This window comes from Streptomyces sp. NPDC002742, from assembly GCF_042888885.1.
In the GTDB taxonomy this organism is placed as follows: Bacteria; Actinomycetota; Actinomycetes; order Streptomycetales; family Streptomycetaceae; genus Streptomyces.
This window is the reverse complement of record NZ_JBIAQF010000007.1, coordinates 45,321-60,302: the sequence shown is the minus strand read 5'-3', so window position 1 is coordinate 60,302 and position 14,982 is coordinate 45,321. Positions and strand designations below refer to the sequence as shown.

The 14,982-nt window shown below is 70.6% G+C and carries 16 protein-coding genes; 8 read left to right on the top strand and 8 right to left on the bottom strand.

Going from position 1 to position 14,982, the window contains the following annotated elements; translation table 11 throughout:
* Nucleotides 1-75: 75 nt before the first annotated feature.
* The gene (locus ACFYW8_RS14040) at nucleotides 76-1,353 is read right to left on the bottom strand and encodes a DUF2254 family protein (RefSeq protein ID WP_389072804.1); all 1,278 of its coding nucleotides are present in this window, start codon (nucleotides 1,351-1,353) and stop codon (nucleotides 76-78) included.
* Nucleotides 1,354-1,679: 326 nt separating this feature from the next.
* Here ACFYW8_RS14040 and ACFYW8_RS14035 point away from each other — a divergent pair, with 326 nt between their 5' ends.
* Nucleotides 1,680-1,877, top strand: coding sequence for a hypothetical protein (locus ACFYW8_RS14035; RefSeq protein ID WP_261707949.1), 198 nt, complete (start codon nucleotides 1,680-1,682; stop codon nucleotides 1,875-1,877).
* Between the two features lie 139 nt (nucleotides 1,878-2,016).
* Here the strand turns inward: ACFYW8_RS14035 and sodN are convergent, their stop codons facing one another.
* Complete coding sequence (gene sodN, locus ACFYW8_RS14030) at nucleotides 2,017-2,412, bottom strand: superoxide dismutase, Ni (RefSeq protein ID WP_389072797.1); 396 nt, start codon at nucleotides 2,410-2,412, stop codon at nucleotides 2,017-2,019.
* A gap of 145 nt (nucleotides 2,413-2,557) precedes the next feature.
* Here sodN and sodX point away from each other — a divergent pair, with 145 nt between their 5' ends.
* On the top strand, nucleotides 2,558-2,992 hold the full coding sequence (gene sodX / locus ACFYW8_RS14025) for a nickel-type superoxide dismutase maturation protease (RefSeq protein WP_389072793.1): 435 nt from the start codon (nucleotides 2,558-2,560) through the stop codon (nucleotides 2,990-2,992).
* Here sodX and ACFYW8_RS14020 read toward each other — a convergent pair.
* Entirely contained in the window at nucleotides 2,896-3,525 is a 630-nt protein-coding gene (locus ACFYW8_RS14020) for a CGNR zinc finger domain-containing protein (protein ID WP_389072790.1), read from the bottom strand. The two genes, sodX and ACFYW8_RS14020, sit on opposite strands and share 97 nt — an antisense overlap.
* 99 nt (nucleotides 3,526-3,624) lie before the next feature.
* On the opposite strand from ACFYW8_RS14020, the gene ACFYW8_RS14015 reads away from it, so the two are divergent.
* Nucleotides 3,625-4,383 carry a class I SAM-dependent methyltransferase gene (locus tag ACFYW8_RS14015; RefSeq protein ID WP_389072786.1) on the top strand — a complete coding sequence of 253 codons (759 nt, stop codon included), beginning with the start codon at nucleotides 3,625-3,627 and terminating at the stop codon, nucleotides 4,381-4,383.
* Between the two features lie 376 nt (nucleotides 4,384-4,759).
* Here ACFYW8_RS14015 and ACFYW8_RS14010 read toward each other — a convergent pair whose 3' ends face one another.
* The 3 genes from ACFYW8_RS14010 to ACFYW8_RS14000 all read right to left on the bottom strand — a co-directional run bounded on the left by ACFYW8_RS14010 (nucleotide 4,760) and on the right by ACFYW8_RS14000 (nucleotide 7,459).
* Nucleotides 4,760-5,521: an amino acid ABC transporter ATP-binding protein gene (locus ACFYW8_RS14010; protein WP_365875726.1), complete on the bottom strand. Its 762-nt coding sequence runs from the start codon at nucleotides 5,519-5,521 to the stop codon at nucleotides 4,760-4,762.
* Nucleotides 5,518-6,429: an amino acid ABC transporter permease gene (locus ACFYW8_RS14005; RefSeq protein WP_389073962.1), complete on the bottom strand. Its 912-nt coding sequence runs from the start codon at nucleotides 6,427-6,429 to the stop codon at nucleotides 5,518-5,520. The genes ACFYW8_RS14010 and ACFYW8_RS14005 overlap by 4 nt, the downstream gene beginning before the upstream one ends.
* A gap of 82 nt (nucleotides 6,430-6,511) precedes the next feature.
* Entirely contained in the window at nucleotides 6,512-7,459 is a 948-nt protein-coding gene (locus ACFYW8_RS14000) for an ABC transporter substrate-binding protein (protein WP_365875722.1), read from the bottom strand.
* Nucleotides 7,460-7,998: 539 nt separating this feature from the next.
* On the opposite strand from ACFYW8_RS14000, the gene ACFYW8_RS13995 reads away from it, so the two are divergent.
* The 4 genes from ACFYW8_RS13995 (at nucleotide 7,999) to ACFYW8_RS13980 (ending at nucleotide 11,420) form a co-directional block, all read left to right on the top strand.
* The gene (locus tag ACFYW8_RS13995; RefSeq protein WP_389072776.1) at nucleotides 7,999-9,222 is read left to right on the top strand and encodes an NADP-dependent malic enzyme; all 1,224 of its coding nucleotides are present in this window, start codon (nucleotides 7,999-8,001) and stop codon (nucleotides 9,220-9,222) included.
* Between the two features lie 325 nt (nucleotides 9,223-9,547).
* Nucleotides 9,548-10,513: a zinc-binding dehydrogenase gene (locus ACFYW8_RS13990; RefSeq protein ID WP_389072772.1), complete on the top strand. Its 966-nt coding sequence runs from the start codon at nucleotides 9,548-9,550 to the stop codon at nucleotides 10,511-10,513.
* Nucleotides 10,514-10,641: 128 nt separating this feature from the next.
* Nucleotides 10,642-10,851, top strand: coding sequence for a helix-turn-helix domain-containing protein (locus ACFYW8_RS13985; RefSeq protein ID WP_010984411.1), 210 nt, complete (start codon nucleotides 10,642-10,644; stop codon nucleotides 10,849-10,851).
* Nucleotides 10,851-11,420, top strand: a complete 570-nt coding sequence (locus tag ACFYW8_RS13980) for a Clp protease N-terminal domain-containing protein (RefSeq protein WP_389072768.1) — start codon at nucleotides 10,851-10,853, stop codon at nucleotides 11,418-11,420. The genes ACFYW8_RS13985 and ACFYW8_RS13980 overlap by 1 nt, the downstream gene beginning before the upstream one ends.
* Before the next feature lie 371 nt (nucleotides 11,421-11,791).
* Here ACFYW8_RS13980 and ACFYW8_RS13975 read toward each other — a convergent pair whose 3' ends face one another.
* On the bottom strand, nucleotides 11,792-12,871 hold the full coding sequence (locus ACFYW8_RS13975; RefSeq protein ID WP_389072763.1) for a helix-turn-helix transcriptional regulator: 1,080 nt from the start codon (nucleotides 12,869-12,871) through the stop codon (nucleotides 11,792-11,794).
* 1 nt (nucleotide 12,872) lies between these two features.
* Entirely contained in the window at nucleotides 12,873-13,847 is a 975-nt protein-coding gene (locus ACFYW8_RS13970; protein WP_389072760.1) for a DUF4097 domain-containing protein, read from the bottom strand.
* 165 nt (nucleotides 13,848-14,012) lie between these two features.
* Between ACFYW8_RS13970 and ACFYW8_RS13965 the strand changes: the two genes are divergently transcribed.
* On the top strand, nucleotides 14,013-14,852 hold the full coding sequence (locus tag ACFYW8_RS13965; protein WP_365875709.1) for a hypothetical protein: 840 nt from the start codon (nucleotides 14,013-14,015) through the stop codon (nucleotides 14,850-14,852).
* Nucleotides 14,853-14,982: the final 130 nt, after the last annotated feature.

Genomic DNA, 14,982 nt, shown 5'->3' with positions numbered 1-14,982 from the left:
TGAGCTCGCGGATCCGCCGCCACGGGCTTCCGGGCGAGGGGGCCGGTCGGGTCCCCGGCCCGCTCGGCGCCCCGCTCATCCGCCGTCCGGGTGCTTCTCGTGCTCCTCGCGCTCCTCCGCGAGGGCGTCCCGCAGCCGGGAGAAACGGGCGCCGAGTTCTTCGTCCACCCAGGCCAGGCGGCGGCTGAGCGGCGCGTCGGCGTGGTCGTGGCCCCCGTCGCGCAGGTCCTTCAGCAGTGTCCGGAGGCGGATGAGGACCATCGGGGAGTTCCGGGCCGCCGGGATCACGTCGTCGAGGGCGGTCCGCAGGAAGTCCTCCCACCCAGGCAGCGGCACGACGACGCGCAAGGTGCCCGTACGGTCGGCGACCGTACGCGGCCGGGCCCGCGCGGGAACCGGCCTGCGCAGCAGATCCTCCATGGCGTCCAGCGCCTGCACCGCCGTGGCGGGGTCGTTGACCGCGGGGGACAGGGCCCTGAGGGCGATGTCGGCGAGCAGCCGGAAGGCGAGTCCGGCGTCCTGGTCGAAGACCCGCTCGGCGCCGGTCTCCAGGCCGCGCAGCACGGCGGAGGAGGGCAGTTCGCCGTCGTACACCTCGGCGACGGTGGTGCCGTACCGCAGGGTGGTGCCGGGGGTCACCCGCAGTACGACGACCGCGTTCGCCGCACGGGCCGCGCGCGCCAGCACACCCACGTTCACGCGTTGCAGCACGGCGCCCGCCTCCGGCCAGCTGACCGTCGACCGCAGCCGGTCCGGAGCGGCGGGATCTCCCGGATCTCCGGTATCTCCCGGCCCGCTCGCGTAGAGGACGTCGAGGTTGTGCCCGCCCCGTTCGGAGATGGAGCCGAGCACCGGGGCCAGCTGGATCGCGGCGACGGCCTGCAGCAGGAGGTTGCGCAGCAGCGTCAGCAACAGGAGCAGCAGGACGCCCGCACTGACGGGCACGACCACCGAGACCTTGTTCCGGTCGGCGACGGTCAGGGCCGCGGTGGCACAGAAGACGGTCGTCCCGACGGCGAAGGCGAACGTCCGCCACACGATCGGCGCGTCCCGGAACAGGGTGAGCCGTGGCGTGAAGGTGGTGGCCGCCCACTGAACCACCAGGAACAGCACGGAGAAGATGACGGTGGCCGCGCCGAGCACCCCGAAACCGGTCGCGAGCAGCATCTCGGACACTTGGCGGGACGGCAGCACGGGCCCCCGGGTGAACTCCGGGACGACCAGACCGAGGCCCAGTCCGACGGCGATGAACACCAGTTGGAGGAGGCCCGCGCGCAATCGCCGCCGACGGCGGAACGCGGCACGGCCGGTGCGCACGGAGACGCCTCGGCCGGCTGCCGCGAGAGCGTTCATCGGACATCCTCCGAGGCGGTCCCGGGGCCGGCGGAACGCGGACCCGCCCCTCAAGGTTCGCCGCCCGAGCGATCACCCGCATCACCCGCCGAAGGTGAGGGCCCCGCGCCGGGGGCCGCCCGCTCACCCTTTTTCGGTCTTTTTCCCCGCCCGGAGGGCGAGGCGCCGGGGCATGGGTGGAAGGTGGAGGGGCGAGGGTGTGAGCGGGAGCGTTCCGAGCTGGGCGGATGTCGCCCGCACCGGGGGATGCCACATCGGTGCGCGGGACCGACGATGGCAGGGGATCGCAGCGGACCCCGCGCCCCGGCCCCGAGGGAAGTGCTCGTATGCGCTATGAATTCCGCATCGCCGGCCTTGTTTCGGACACGCTCGCCTCGGCCTTCGCCGAACTCGACAGGGTACGTACGAAGGAACAGACCCTGTTCTTCGGAACCGTGATCGACGACGCCCATCTGTATGGACTGCTCACCCGCTTCCAGGCACTGGGCCTGCGTGTGATCGAGATGCGCCAACTGCCCGTGTGACCGAGATACACCGACGGCCCCAGGAAAGCAGTCCGCACCCGGCCCGTCGGGACGCCGAGAACGGCGGCCCGACGGGCCGGGTGCGGACAAGCGGGCGACGCGATCCGCGCAAGCGCGGTTCGGACGGCCCGGACGAAGGTCAGGCCTTCTTGGTCTCCCAGAAGATCTTGTCGATCTGGGCGATGTAGTCCAGCGCCTTCTGGCCCGTCGCCGGGTCGGTGGACGCCTTCGCGGCCGAGAGGGCCTTGAGCGCGTCGTTGACCAGCTGGTGCAGCTCCGGGTACTTCTCGAAGTGCGGGGGCTTGAAGTAGTCGCTCCAGAGCACCGACACGTGGTGCTTGGCGAGCTCGGCGCGCTGCTCCTTGATGACGGTGGCGCGAGCCTGGAAAAGCGGGTCGTCGTTGCCGGCCATCTTGTCCTGGACGGCCTTCACCGACTCCGCCTCGATGCGGGCCTGGGCAGGGTCGTACACGCCGCAGGGCAGGTCGCAGTGCGCGCTGACCTTGACCTTGGGGGCAAACAGGCGGGAGAGCATTGAGCTGTCCTTCCTCGTGATCGTCTTCTCAGGTGGGACATTACTCCGTAGGAGAGGCGTTTTCGCGAGTGCCCCCATGGGCTTAGGACAAAAGTCCGGGGTGAAACTGGGACTGGTGGAGGATAGGACCGGGGAGGTGCCGGTGATGCCGGAGCTGTCGCAGGAGACCGAGCGGGGGAAGGCTCTGCTGCCGTTCGGGGCGGCGGAGGTGACGGGCCCTTCGATGGTGCCCACACTCCAGCACGGGGATCGGCTCGTCGTTCAGTGGGGCGCGCGGGTGGGGCCGGGCGATGTCGTCGTCCTGCGGCATCCTTTCCAGCAGGACCTGCTCGTCGTGAAGCGGATCGCGGAGCGGCGTGAGGGCGGCTGGTGGGTGCTCGGGGACAACGCGTTCGCGGGCGGGGACAGCACCGACTACGGAACCGTTCCCGAGGAACTGGTCCTCGGGAAGGTGCGGTTCCGGTTCAGGCCGCCGAAGGCGGGTCAGCGTTCGCCGTTCGCCGTCGTCCGCTGGGCGCTGGTGGCGGCCAGGCCGGTGCTTCCCGTGCGGTCCGCCGCCAGGCGTTTGCGCGCGCGGTAGGCGGCGACGTTGGCGCGGGTCGCGCAGCGGTCCGAGCAGTAGCGCCGGGAGCGGTTGGTCGAGGTGTCCAGGTAGGCGTTGCGGCACGGGGCTGCCTCGCACAGGCCGAGGCGGTCCACGCCGTACTCGGTCAGATGGAAGGCGAGGCCCATCGCCGCGATCGCCGCGTAGCCCGCGGTCGCGTTCGACGGGTGGTCCGCCAGGTGCATGTGCCACAGCGGGCGGCCGTCGTCGTCACGGTGGTCGTGCCCCGAGATCTGCGGGCTCACCGGGAACTCGAGGAGCAGCGAGTTCAGCAGGTCCACCGCGAGGGTCTCCTCGCCGCCGTCCGCCGCCTCGAAGACCGCGCGCAGCCGCCCCCGTACCGAACGGAAGCGGGTGACGTCCGCCTCCGCGGCGCGGCGGGCCGCCGAGGAGTTGCCCCCGAACAGGTCACGGACGGCCTCGACGGAGGTCAACGAGTCCTTGCCCCGGGCCGGTTCCTCGGTGTTGACGAGGCGGACGGCATAGTCCGAGTAATAGGCCAGTTCCACTTGTAGTCCTTACGGAGGCGCTCTATCGTCGGGACGGCGGTCAGGTAACAGACGATCGCGCTTACAGGGTATTACGTGGTCGACTGGAGGAGGGGCTTCATGGCCATCGGCACCGGAACCGACTGGAACGCCTGGCAGCGGAGCTGGGACCGGCAGCAGGAGTGGTACATGCCGGACCGCGAGGACCGCTTCCGGGTGATGCTCGACATGGTCGAGGCCCTCGTCGGACCCGCGCCCCGCGTCCTCGACCTCGCCTGCGGCACCGGCACCGTCACCGCCCGGCTGCTCGCCCGCCTCCCCGGAGCCACCAGCACGGGCGTCGACCTCGACCCCGCCCTCCTCGCCATCGCCGAGGGCACCTTCGCCGGCGACGACCGGGTCGCCTTCGTCACGGCCGACCTCAAGGACCCGCGGTGGCGCGCCTCGCTGCCGTACGACACGTACGACGCCGTGCTGACCGCCACGGCCCTGCACTGGCTGCACCGCGAACCCCTCGCCGTCCTCTACGGTCAGATCGCCCAAATCGTCCGCGACGGCGGTGTGTTCATGAACGCCGACCACATGATCGACGAGACGACCCCCCGGATCAACGCGGCCGAGCGCGCCCAGCGGCACGCCCGCATGGACCGGGCCAGGAAGGACGGCGCCCTCGACTGGGCCGAATGGTGGGAGGTGGCCGCCCAGGACCCGGTCCTCGCCGGACCCACCGCCCGTCGCTTCGAGATCTACGGCGAGCACGCAGACGGGGACACCCCCTCCGCCGACTGGCACGCGCGCGTGCTGCGCGAGCAGGGCTTCGGGGAGGCCCGGCCGGTGTGGCGCTCCCCCTCGGACGCGCTGGTGCTCGCGGTCAAGTAGGCCACCCGGACGTTCTGTCGAGGCGCACGGCCTGTTGGGGCGGTACGGAGAATCCGTACCGCCTCCGGTGCGTCCTGCGGCACCCTCCGCCGCACTGGAAGGGTGAGACGGTCCGCGAGCGCGGGCCGGGAAGGGGGCGGGATGACGCGCGGCGAGGAAGCCGCTCTGCACGCTTTCGTGGAGGGCGGACGATCGGCGCTGTTCCGCTGGGGGTGCCCCCTGCTCGAGCGAAGCCGAGAGCTCGGGGGAGCCTGTCTGCGCGCGGCAATCGCGACGAGGCGGAGGACCTCGTCCGGGAACGGGGGCACGAGGAAGGGGCGGTACGGGAGACCCGTACCGCCCCTTTTCCCTGCGCTCAGGAGTGCCGACGTCCCGGTCAGAGGACCTTCGACAGGAACGACTTCGTGCGCTCGTGCTGCGGGTCCGTCAGGACGTCACGCGGGTTGCCGGACTCGACGACCACACCGCCGTCCATGAAGACCAGGCTGTCGCCGACCTCACGGGCGAAGCCCATCTCGTGCGTGACGACGACCATCGTCATACCGGACTCGGCGAGATCGCGCATGACGTCGAGGACGTCACCGACCAGCTCCGGGTCCAGGGCCGAGGTCGGCTCGTCGAAGAGCATCAGCTTCGGGTCCATCGCCAGCGCGCGGGCGATCGCCACGCGCTGCTGCTGGCCGCCGGACAGCTGCGAGGGGTAGTTCTTCGCCTTGTCGGACAGGCCGACGCGATCGAGCAGTTCCATCGCGCGGTCCCGGGCGTCCGACTTCTTCGTGCCCTTCACCTGGATCGGCGCTTCCATGACGTTCTCCACGGCCGTCATGTGCGGGAACAGGTTGAAGCGCTGGAAGACCATGCCGATGTCCCGGCGCTTCAGAGCGACTTCGCTGTCCTTGAGCTCGTAGAGCTTGTCGCCCTTCTGGCGGTAGCCGACCAGGTCGCCGTCGACGTACAGCCGGCCGGCGCTGATCTTCTCAAGGTGGTTGATGCACCTCAGGAAGGTCGACTTGCCGGAGCCGGACGGGCCGATCAGGCAGAACACCTCACCGGTGTTCACCTCCAGGTCGATGCCCTTGAGGACCTCCACCGGGCCGAAGGACTTGTGCACGCCCTCCGACTTCACCATCGCGGTCATGCCTTGCCCCTCTCACTGCCGAGCCCGAGCATGTTCGCCTTGATCTTCTGGAAGACCGTCGGCGGCAGGCTGCGGCTGGAACCGCGTGCGTAGTAGCGCTCCAGGTAGTACTGGAAGACGCTGAACACGCTGGTCATGGCCAGGTACCAGATGGAGGCGACGAACAGCATCTCCATGACGGCGTACGACGTGGAGCCGATCGCCGAGGTGGAGCGCAGCAGCTCGTTGTACGTGACCGCGTACACCAGCGACGAGGTCTTCAGCATGTTGATGAACTCGTTGCCGGTCGGCGGCACGATCACGCGCATGGCCTGCGGGATCACGATCCGCGCCAGCGTCTTGGTGTGGCTCATGCCCAGGGCCTGCGCGGCCTCCGTCTGGCCCTCGTCGACGGCCAGCAGGCCGGCGCGGCAGATCTCGGCCATGTACGCGGCCTCGTTGAGACCGAGACCCAGCAGGGCGCACATGAACGGAGTCATGACGTCCGTCATGTTGTTCTTGTAGATCGGCCCGAGATTCAGAACGGGGAAGATCAGCGCCAGGTTGAACCACAGCAGGAGCTGGACGTAGACCGGCGTGCCGCGGAAGAACCAGATGTACAGCCACGCGACCGTGCTGGTCACCGGGTTCTTCGAGAGCCGCATCACCGCGAGGACGACGCCCAGCACCACACCCACGATCATGGCGAGGATGCTGATCAGCAGCGTGCGGCCGGCGCCCTGGACGACGGTGGACACGAAGAGCTGGTCGCCGACCGTGTGCCACTGGATGTTGCCCTGCGAGAACGCGACGCCGAGCGCCACCAGGAGCGCGACGACGATGACGCCGCTGACCCAACGTCCGTAGTGCCGGACGGGGATCGCCTTGATGGTCTCCGGGGCCGGCCCGGAGGTCCCGCTCTGGGGCACCGTGTCGCCCGGAGGCGGGGTGTCCGAGGCGGACTTGTCGAGATTGTCAGTCACGTGACTGCCCTTCAGTGGTGCGCTCGGCTTACTTGCCGCCGTTGATCGCGGACTGCTCGATCGCGCCGGACTGGGCGCCCCACTTCTCCAGCACCTTCTGGTACGAGCCGTCCTTGATGATGGCGTCGACGGCGTCCTTCAGCGCGTCACGGAGCTGGGTGTTGTCCTTGTTCAGTACGATGCCGAACGGGCCGGCGTCGTACTGCTTGTTGATGACCTCGAAGGCCTTGCCGCCGTCGGCCTTGTTGGCCAGGTCGACCGCCACCGGGTAGTCGTTGATGCCGGCCACCGCTCCGCCGGACTTCACACGGGTCTGGGCCTCGGTGTCGTTCTGGAACGACTCGATGTTGATGGCCTTCTTGCCGGCGTCCGTGCACTTCTTGGACTGGTCCTTCAGGGCCGTCTCGTAGGTCGTGCCCTGCTGCACGGCGGCCGTCTTGCCGCAGAGGTCCTCGATGCCCTTGATGCCCTCGGGGTTGCCCTTCTTCACGTAGATGGCCGTACCGGCCGTGAAGTAGTCCACGAAGTCGACGCCCGGGCCGAGCTTCTTGCCCTTGTCGTCCAGGCCCTCCTGGCGCTGCTTGTTGTCCGTGATGGACGACATGCCGATGTCGTAGCGGCCGGAGTTGACGGCGGTGATCAGGCCGTCGAAGGAGCCCGAGGTGAACGCGAACTTCACGCCGAGCTGCTTGGCCAGCGCGTCGGCCAGATCCGGGTCGACGCCGACGATCTTGCCGCCGTCGGTCGACTCCATGGGCGCGTACTCGGCGTTCGTGCCGACCTTGATGACGCCCGCGTCCTGGATCTTCTTGGGCAGCTTGGAGAACAGGGGAGCGCTGTTGGCCTTCGCGGGGCCGTTGCTTTTCGTCTGGTCACCGCAACCGGTGAGGATCAGGGCGCCGGCGACCGCGATCGCACCGACCGCTGCTATCCGGGACGGCGCGGCCGTGGTACGACGGGTGGTGCGTGCGGTCATGAGGGTTCCTCCGGCGGATGAGGGAGTAGCCGATAGGTCGACGAGAACACACACCTTCGAGTGTCGCGACCTCGTGTAATGACGGCATCTTGCCATTCGGATCGCGCGATTCAGGGTGCCCGCTATGTCAAAATCGGATAACGGGCGACCCCCGAACCGTTACGGGCCAGTAGCTCGCGGCCGGATCTTGTGCGGGAATCCCTCCCTCGGGCGGGAAGATCTTCGGCGCTTCGCGCGATGCGGACGACCGCTACGCGGCACTCATGTCCGAACGAGGACATGTCGGGAAGTGTCAATGGATCAGGGCATGAGTCATCTCACCGATGTGTGATCTTGGCTCTATGGACTCGTCCTCGACACCGTCCGTCCGGTAAGAAGGTTCTTTACACCCCTCATCCGGGGCTCAGGGCGCGTGTGCGGCGCGCCCGTCGCGCAGCGGCCCGTACGCAACCACGGCGGCAGGGCCTGCGCGGTGCCCGCCCACCCCTCAACCAGGAGTGGTCACCCTCAGACAATGAAGACTTAAGGGGTAAATTAAAGTGGCAGCGGAGATCGTCAATCCTCGCAGCGACAGCAGTACGGATCACGAAGGCGGGGCCGAGCCCCTCGATGCCTTCGACCCGGCTTTCGCGCTGCACCGCGGCGGCAAGATGGCTGTGCAAGCCACGGTGCCCGTCCGTGACAAGGACGACCTGTCCCTGGCTTACACGCCCGGCGTCGCGAAGGTGTGCAGCGCGATCGCCGAGCAGCCGGAACTCGTCCACGACTACACGTGGAAGTCGTCCGTGGTCGCTGTGGTGACCGACGGCACGGCAGTGCTCGGGCTCGGTGACATCGGCCCGGAGGCCTCGCTCCCCGTCATGGAGGGCAAGGCGATCCTGTTCAAGCAGTTCGGCGGTGTGGACGCGGTGCCGATCGCGCTCGCCTGCACCGGCGTCGACGAGATCGTCGAGACGGTGGTCCGGCTCGCTCCCTCCTTCGGCGGCGTCAATCTGGAGGACATCTCGGCACCGCGGTGCTTCGAGATCGAGCGCAAGCTCCAGGAGCGACTGGACATTCCCGTCTTCCACGACGACCAGCACGGGACGGCGGTCGTCACCCTCGCGGCCCTGCGGAACGCCGCCAGGCTCACCGGGCGCTCGCTCGGCGAGCTGCGCGCGGTGATCTCCGGCGCGGGCGCGGCCGGTATCGCCATCGCCAAGTTCCTGCTGGAGGCGGGCCTCGGCGATGTCGCGGTCACCGACCGCAAGGGTGTCGTGTCGCGGGACCGGGACGATCTGACGGACGTCAAGCGGGAGCTCGCGGAGATCACCAACAAGGCGGGGATCTCCGGTTCGCTGGAGGCGGCGCTCTCGGGCGCCGACGTCTTCATCGGGGTCTCCGGCGGTACGGTGCCGGAGCCGGCGGTCGCCTCGATGGCGGAGGGTGCCTTCGTCTTCGCGATGGCCAACCCGACCCCCGAGGTGCACCCCGACATCGCCCACAAGTACGCGGCCGTCGTCGCGACCGGGCGGTCGGACTTCCCGAACCAGATCAACAACGTGCTGGCCTTCCCGGGGATCTTCGCAGGCGCGCTCCAGGTCCGGGCCTCCCGGATCACCGAGGGCATGAAGATCGCCGCCGCCGACGCGCTGGCCGCGGTCGTCGGGGACGACCTCGCCGCCGACTACGTCATCCCCTCGCCGTTCGACGAGCGGGTGGCTCCTGCGGTGACGGCCGCGGTGGCCGCGGCCGCCCGTGCGGAGGGCGTCGCCCGCCGCTGACGGTTCGCGTCCTGCTTGGCCCCGCCGGGAGCATCCCGGCGGGGCCTGCTTTTTTCCACCCGCTCCACCCCGGGCGGGAGCGTCAGGGTGGGTGGTTCTCGCCCCCTCCGCCCCTGCCCGTCCCGTACCCGGGGCGCTGCCCCGCGGGCATCCGCTCCTCAAGCGCCGGAGGGGCTGAGTCTCCCGTCCGGCACTTGAGGGCGAGGTCGTCCAGGCCGGCGGAGGGGGCGAGGGCGGCCTGTGCCGGGGGCCACTCGGTCGGTGGGGGACGTGTCACAGCGGGAGGCGGTTCCCCCGGCCGGGGGCGGAGCCTATCGTCAAGGTCATGTTCGCTGCCTATGCCGCCCGAATCGACCGTGACCAGCCGCTGAACGGCCTGGAGTTGGGGGAGCGTCCGGCCCCCGAACAGAGGCCGGGCTGGACGACCGTGAACGTACGGGCCGCCTCCCTCAACCACCATGACCTGTGGTCGCTGCGCGGGGTCGGCCTCGCCGAGGACAAGCTGCCGATGATCCTCGGCTGCGACGCCGCGGGAATCGACCAGGACGGCAACGAGGTCGTCCTGCACTCCGTGATCGGCCAGAGCGGGCACGGGGTCGGTCCCGAGGAGCCCCGGTCCATCCTCACCGAGCGCTACCAGGGCACCTTCGCCGAACAGGTCTCCGTACCGGCGTGGAACGTGCTGCCGAAGCCCAAGGAGCTGTCCTTCGAGGAGGCCGCCTGTCTGCCGACCGCCTGGCTGACGGCGTATCGCATGCTGTTCACCAACGCCGGGGTGCGGCCCGGTGACTCCGTGCTCGTGCAGGGGGCGGGCGGGGGTGTGGCCACCGCCGCGATCGTGCTCGGGAAGGCCGCCGGACTGCGGGTGTTCGCCACCAGCCGTGACGAGGCCAAGCGGAAGAGGGCGCTCGAACTCGGCGCCGTCGAGGCGTTGGAGCCCGGGGCGCGGCTGCCGCAGCGGGTGGACGCCGTCATCGAGACGGTCGGCGCCGCCACCTGGTCGCACTCGGTCAAGTCGCTGCGTCCCGGCGGCACCGTCGTCATCTCGGGCGCCACCAGCGGCGACCGGCCCTCGCACGCCGAGCTGACGCGGATCTTCTTCCTCGAACTCAAGGTGGTCGGCTCCACCATGGGAACGAAGGACGAGTTGGAGGACCTGCTGGCCTTCTGCGCGGCCACCGGTGTGCGGCCCGTCGTCGACGAGGTGCTGCCGCTCGACCGGGCCCGCGAGGGGTTCGAACGGCTGGAGTCCGGCGACCTGTTCGGCAAGATCGTGCTGACCACGGGCTGATCCCCCGGGGGTGCGGGGACACACGAGACGGCGGGTCCGGGTTTCCGGGCCCGCCGTCTCGCGTGCCAGGACGGCGGCGGATGTCAATTTTGGTTGACATGGAGAACGTGTCAACGTAAGTTGACGTCATGACCGAAGCAACGGATCTTGCCGAGCGCGCGGGTGATCGCGATCCGCGGATCGGGCTGCGGGCGGTCTCCGCGCTGCGGAGGCTGCTGGAGCAGCTGGAAGCGGTACAGGTGCGCAGTGCGCGCAATCAGGGCTGGTCGTGGCAGGAGATCGCCGCGGAACTCGGAGTGAGCAGGCAGGCCGTGCACAAGAAGTACGGGAGGCAGTGATGTTCGAACGCTTCACGAAGGACGCGCGTGCCGTCGTCGAGGGCGCGGTGTCGCACTCGGAGCGGGTGGGGGCCGAGACCGTCGAGGAGGAGCACATGCTGCTGGCCCTCCTCGACCGGGAGGGCAGCCGGGGTTCGTTCGTCCTGACGTCGCTCGGGGCGACCGGGTTCCGGGAGTCGCTGGAGCGGGAACTCGCCGAGGCGCGCCGCCGGGGCGGTCTGTCGCGCGCCGACGCTGACGCCCTCTCCGGGCTCGGTATCGACCTCTCCGAAATCGTCTCCCGGATCGAGGAGGCGCACGGGGAAGGGGCGTTGGAGTCGGGCAAGCGGGGCGGGAACGGCAGGCGAGCCTGGCGTCGGCCCTTCGGGCAGAGCGCGAAGGAGACGCTGACGCGAGCCCTGAGGGTCGCTGTCGCCCGACGGGACCGCCACATCGGGGACGAGCACCTGCTGCTGGCGATCACCCTGCGAGGCGGGGTCGCCGGAGAGGCACTGGCCGATCACGGAATCACGTACCGGTCGGTCACCCGGGTGCTGTACGGGGAGGACGGCGTGGCGGAGGCGGGGTGAGAAGGGGAGGGGAGAGGGGCAGGGGAGAGGAGCTGTTAGGTGACTCGGTGAAAGCCGATGGGCGCCGTTGGGCGCCGACGGGCAGTCGTGGACGGCGGACGGCGGTGGGCGCCGACGGACAGTCGTGGACGGCGGACGGCGGACGGCGGCGGGCGCCGATGGGCAGTGGTGGACGGCGGTGGGTGCCGACGGATGCCGATGGCGCCCACCGGACGCCGACGCACGTTGACGCACGCTGATGTACGCCGGTCAGGGCCGAGCGCCACGGGGGCCCGCAGGGGCCCGCAGGGGCCCACAGGGGCCGACGGGGCTGTCTGGGCAGTCCCGCCGGCTTCTTGTGCGGCCCCCGGGGGCGAGGAAGCGCCAGGGCGCTACAGTCGCCTGCTCCGCAGGGTCGATCCGATGTGGGCCGCCGCCTCCGACAAGTGGCGGCGGATGTCCCGGAGCTGATCCTCCGTGACGCCGTGGTCGCGGGACGCGTCACGGATGTCGTCGCGGAAGCGGTCCAGCAGGCGGTCCAGGTCGCGGCCGGGGTTTCCGGTCGAGTCCTCGTGGGCCCAGGCGGGTTCGTACTCGGCGGGGAAGTCCTTCGGGGTGGTCGAGTACTCCGGCTCCGCGGGCGCCCCGGAGGGCGGGCGGCCGAAGCCGAACTCCTTGCCGAAGTCCTTCCCCAGGTCCTTGCCGAAGTTCTTCCCGAAGTCGCCGAACTCCTTGGCGAGTTCGGTCAGTCCCTCGCGCACTCCCGTAGGCCAGTCGCCGCGCGCGAAGTGGTCCTGGACCTGGTCCTGGACGTGCTTGGCCATGCGCTGCATCTCCTCCTGGGCCTGCGCGCGAACCCTTTCCTGCGCCTCCTTGGCCTGGCGGCGGGCGCGCTGCGCCTCGTCGCGGGCGCGGCGGCTCTCGTCCTTCGCCCGGCGGGCCTGCTCCTTCCACTCCTGCCGGACGCGCCGCATCTCCTCCTTCGCCGCCCGCCACGACTCCTTGTCCTGGAAGTCCTCAAGGCCACCGGACCCGCCGGCCGCGGCATCCTGCTGCTTCGGCCGGGCGCCGCCCGCGGCGCCGTGGCGCGCCTCCGTGGCAGCCGCCCGCATCTCGCGGCGCAGGTCACCGGCGGCGCCTCGCACGTCCGCGCGGATCTCCGCGGCGAGCTCCGCGACCGACTCGCGGATCTCCAGCTCCAGATCGGCCAGTTCGCCGCTGCGGTCGGCCAGTTCGGCGCGGCCCGCGTCGGTGATCGCGTACACCTTGCGGCCGCCCTCGGACGTGTGGGTGACGAGTCCCTCGGCCTCCAGCTTCGCCAGCCGGGGGTAGACGGTGCCCGCGGAGGGCGCGTACAGGCCCTGGAAGCGCTCCTCCAGGAGGCGGATCACCTCGTACCCGTGGCGCGGCGCCTCGTCCAGCAGCTTGAGGAGGTACAGGCGCAGTCGGCCGTGGGCGAAGACGGGGGCCATGTCAGAGCACCTTCTTGTCGGTCGTGGTGTCGGTCGGCCGGCCCTCGGCGGCGCCGTCACTCGCCGTGCCGCCCGTCGTGCCGCCCTTTTCGCCGTCGGCGGTGCTGTCCGGGCCGGTCGACGGGGCCGTGGCCGGCGGCTTCGGGGCATCCTCGTACGGCTCGTCCTCCGCCGGAGGCCTGCGCAGCAGGGCGATGGATCCCGAGACGGTCATCGCCTTCAGCCTGCCGTTGCCCGCGCCGAGGCGGCCGGTGATCTTCTTCGCGCCCCACTGGCCGTTGACCCGGAGGTCCTCGAACGCGCTGGAGACGCTGCCGCTCGCGGTGTTGGCCTCCACCTCGGCGTCCGCCGGGTGGGGGAGCCGGATGGCGATCTCGCCCGAGACGTTCGACAGCTGGACGTCGGTGGGCGCGCCCGCGGCGTCGAGGTCCACGATCATCGAGCCGCTCACCGATTCGGCCCGCACGGAGGAGCCGGAGCCCTCGACGACGGTCAGGTCGCCGGAGACCGAGTTGAAGCGGAGGTCGCCGGTGACGGCCTGGGCCTCCAGATTCCCGGAGACGGTCTCCACGCGCACGGGGCCGGCGACGCGGACGAGGGTGGTGTCGCCGGTGACGCCCCTCACCTGGACCCGCCCGTCCATCCCGGAGACCACGGCGGCGGCGCCGACCACGCCCAGCTCGACGTGCGTGCCGGTCGGGACGGCCAGCGAGACCACGGCCGCACGACGCCAGCCCTTGCGGTCGAGCCACTTGAGGAAGCCCTTCCAGGGAAGGTCCTCGTAGGCCACGGTGAGCGTGCCGTCCTCCTGGGTCACCTGGAGCGGGGGGCCGTCCAGCTCGGACACCTCCAGTCGCGCGGAACCCTCGTCGGTCCCCACGACGTTCACTGTTCCGTTGACGATGCGTACGTGCAGCGTCTGCACGGGGCTGTCGAAGGAGAGCTTCTTCGGCTCTGTCACGGACCACTCGGACATGGTGCAGACCTCCTCGACCGGACCGGACCCCTGTACGAGCCCGAGCTCGACGCGCCATATCGCGTCTTCCGTTATTCACGATATATCGCGGATAGGGAAAGTCAAGACACCCGTTCCGGGGATCGTTGGCGCGTCCTGGTGGGCATATCGCCCTAAAGTGGGGCTATGTCGACTGCCTCCGGTGCGTCCCGGGACGACCACCCGGTCCAGGCCCCCGGCGCCCTCCTGCTGTGCCGGGCCCATCCCGAGTCGGTCGGTCCCGCCGCCCAGCTGCTGCGCGAGCGGATGCTGCTCGCGGGGGCGGGACCCGAGTGGAGCGTGCTGGTCCCCGAGGGCAGGCCCTGGCAGGACGGCGCGGAACCCGTCGACCGGGTGCTCACCGGCTGGGCCACCGCGCTCGCCGTCGGCGCCCCCTGGCCCGTTCTCGCCCTGTGGTGGGACACCGACCGCAGCGGCTTCACGCTGGCCTCGGGTTTCCGTCGCACCGTGGGCTACGAATGGCTGGCCAACGGCACCCCGGTCGGCGAGGACGAGGCGATGCGCACCTTCGCCGCACGTCTCGGCCTCGACCCGGTGCTCGACATGCAGGCCCTGGAACCGCTGACGGAGCCCGATCCCGCGGCTGACGCCCACGCGCGCGTGACGGGGCTGCTCGCCGTCCTCACGCGCGCGGGGATGCTGCTGCCGGCCGGGGTCGAGCCCGGGGGATCCGCGGACCGGCTCCGTGACGCGGTCCGGATCCGGCCGGACGCCGAGCAGATCGAGTGGACCGGCTGGCGTGCCGCCGTGGGCGCAGAACTCGACGTGGTGGAGAGCGGCGGTCTCGGGCCCTGGCTGCGCGGCCCGAGGGCGCGCACCCTCGCCGTGGCCCAGCTCGCCGTCGGCCTCCCGCTCACGGCCTGGGGCGTGCGGCGCCGCAGCGGCGGCTGGATCGTCACCGGCGCGGCCCTGATGCTCCGAGGCGCCCTCGCCCTGGCGTACGACCACCTGCGCGCCTACGACTGACGGGATCGCCGTCCCTCCGGAGCGGGCGGGCTTCGCCAGGTCGAGCGGGCTTCTTCCGGGGGCCCGTCCGCGGGGTCGGGCCGACCCGCTCGGACCCGTCCGCTCCGCCGTCGGGCCGCCCCGTTCGGGC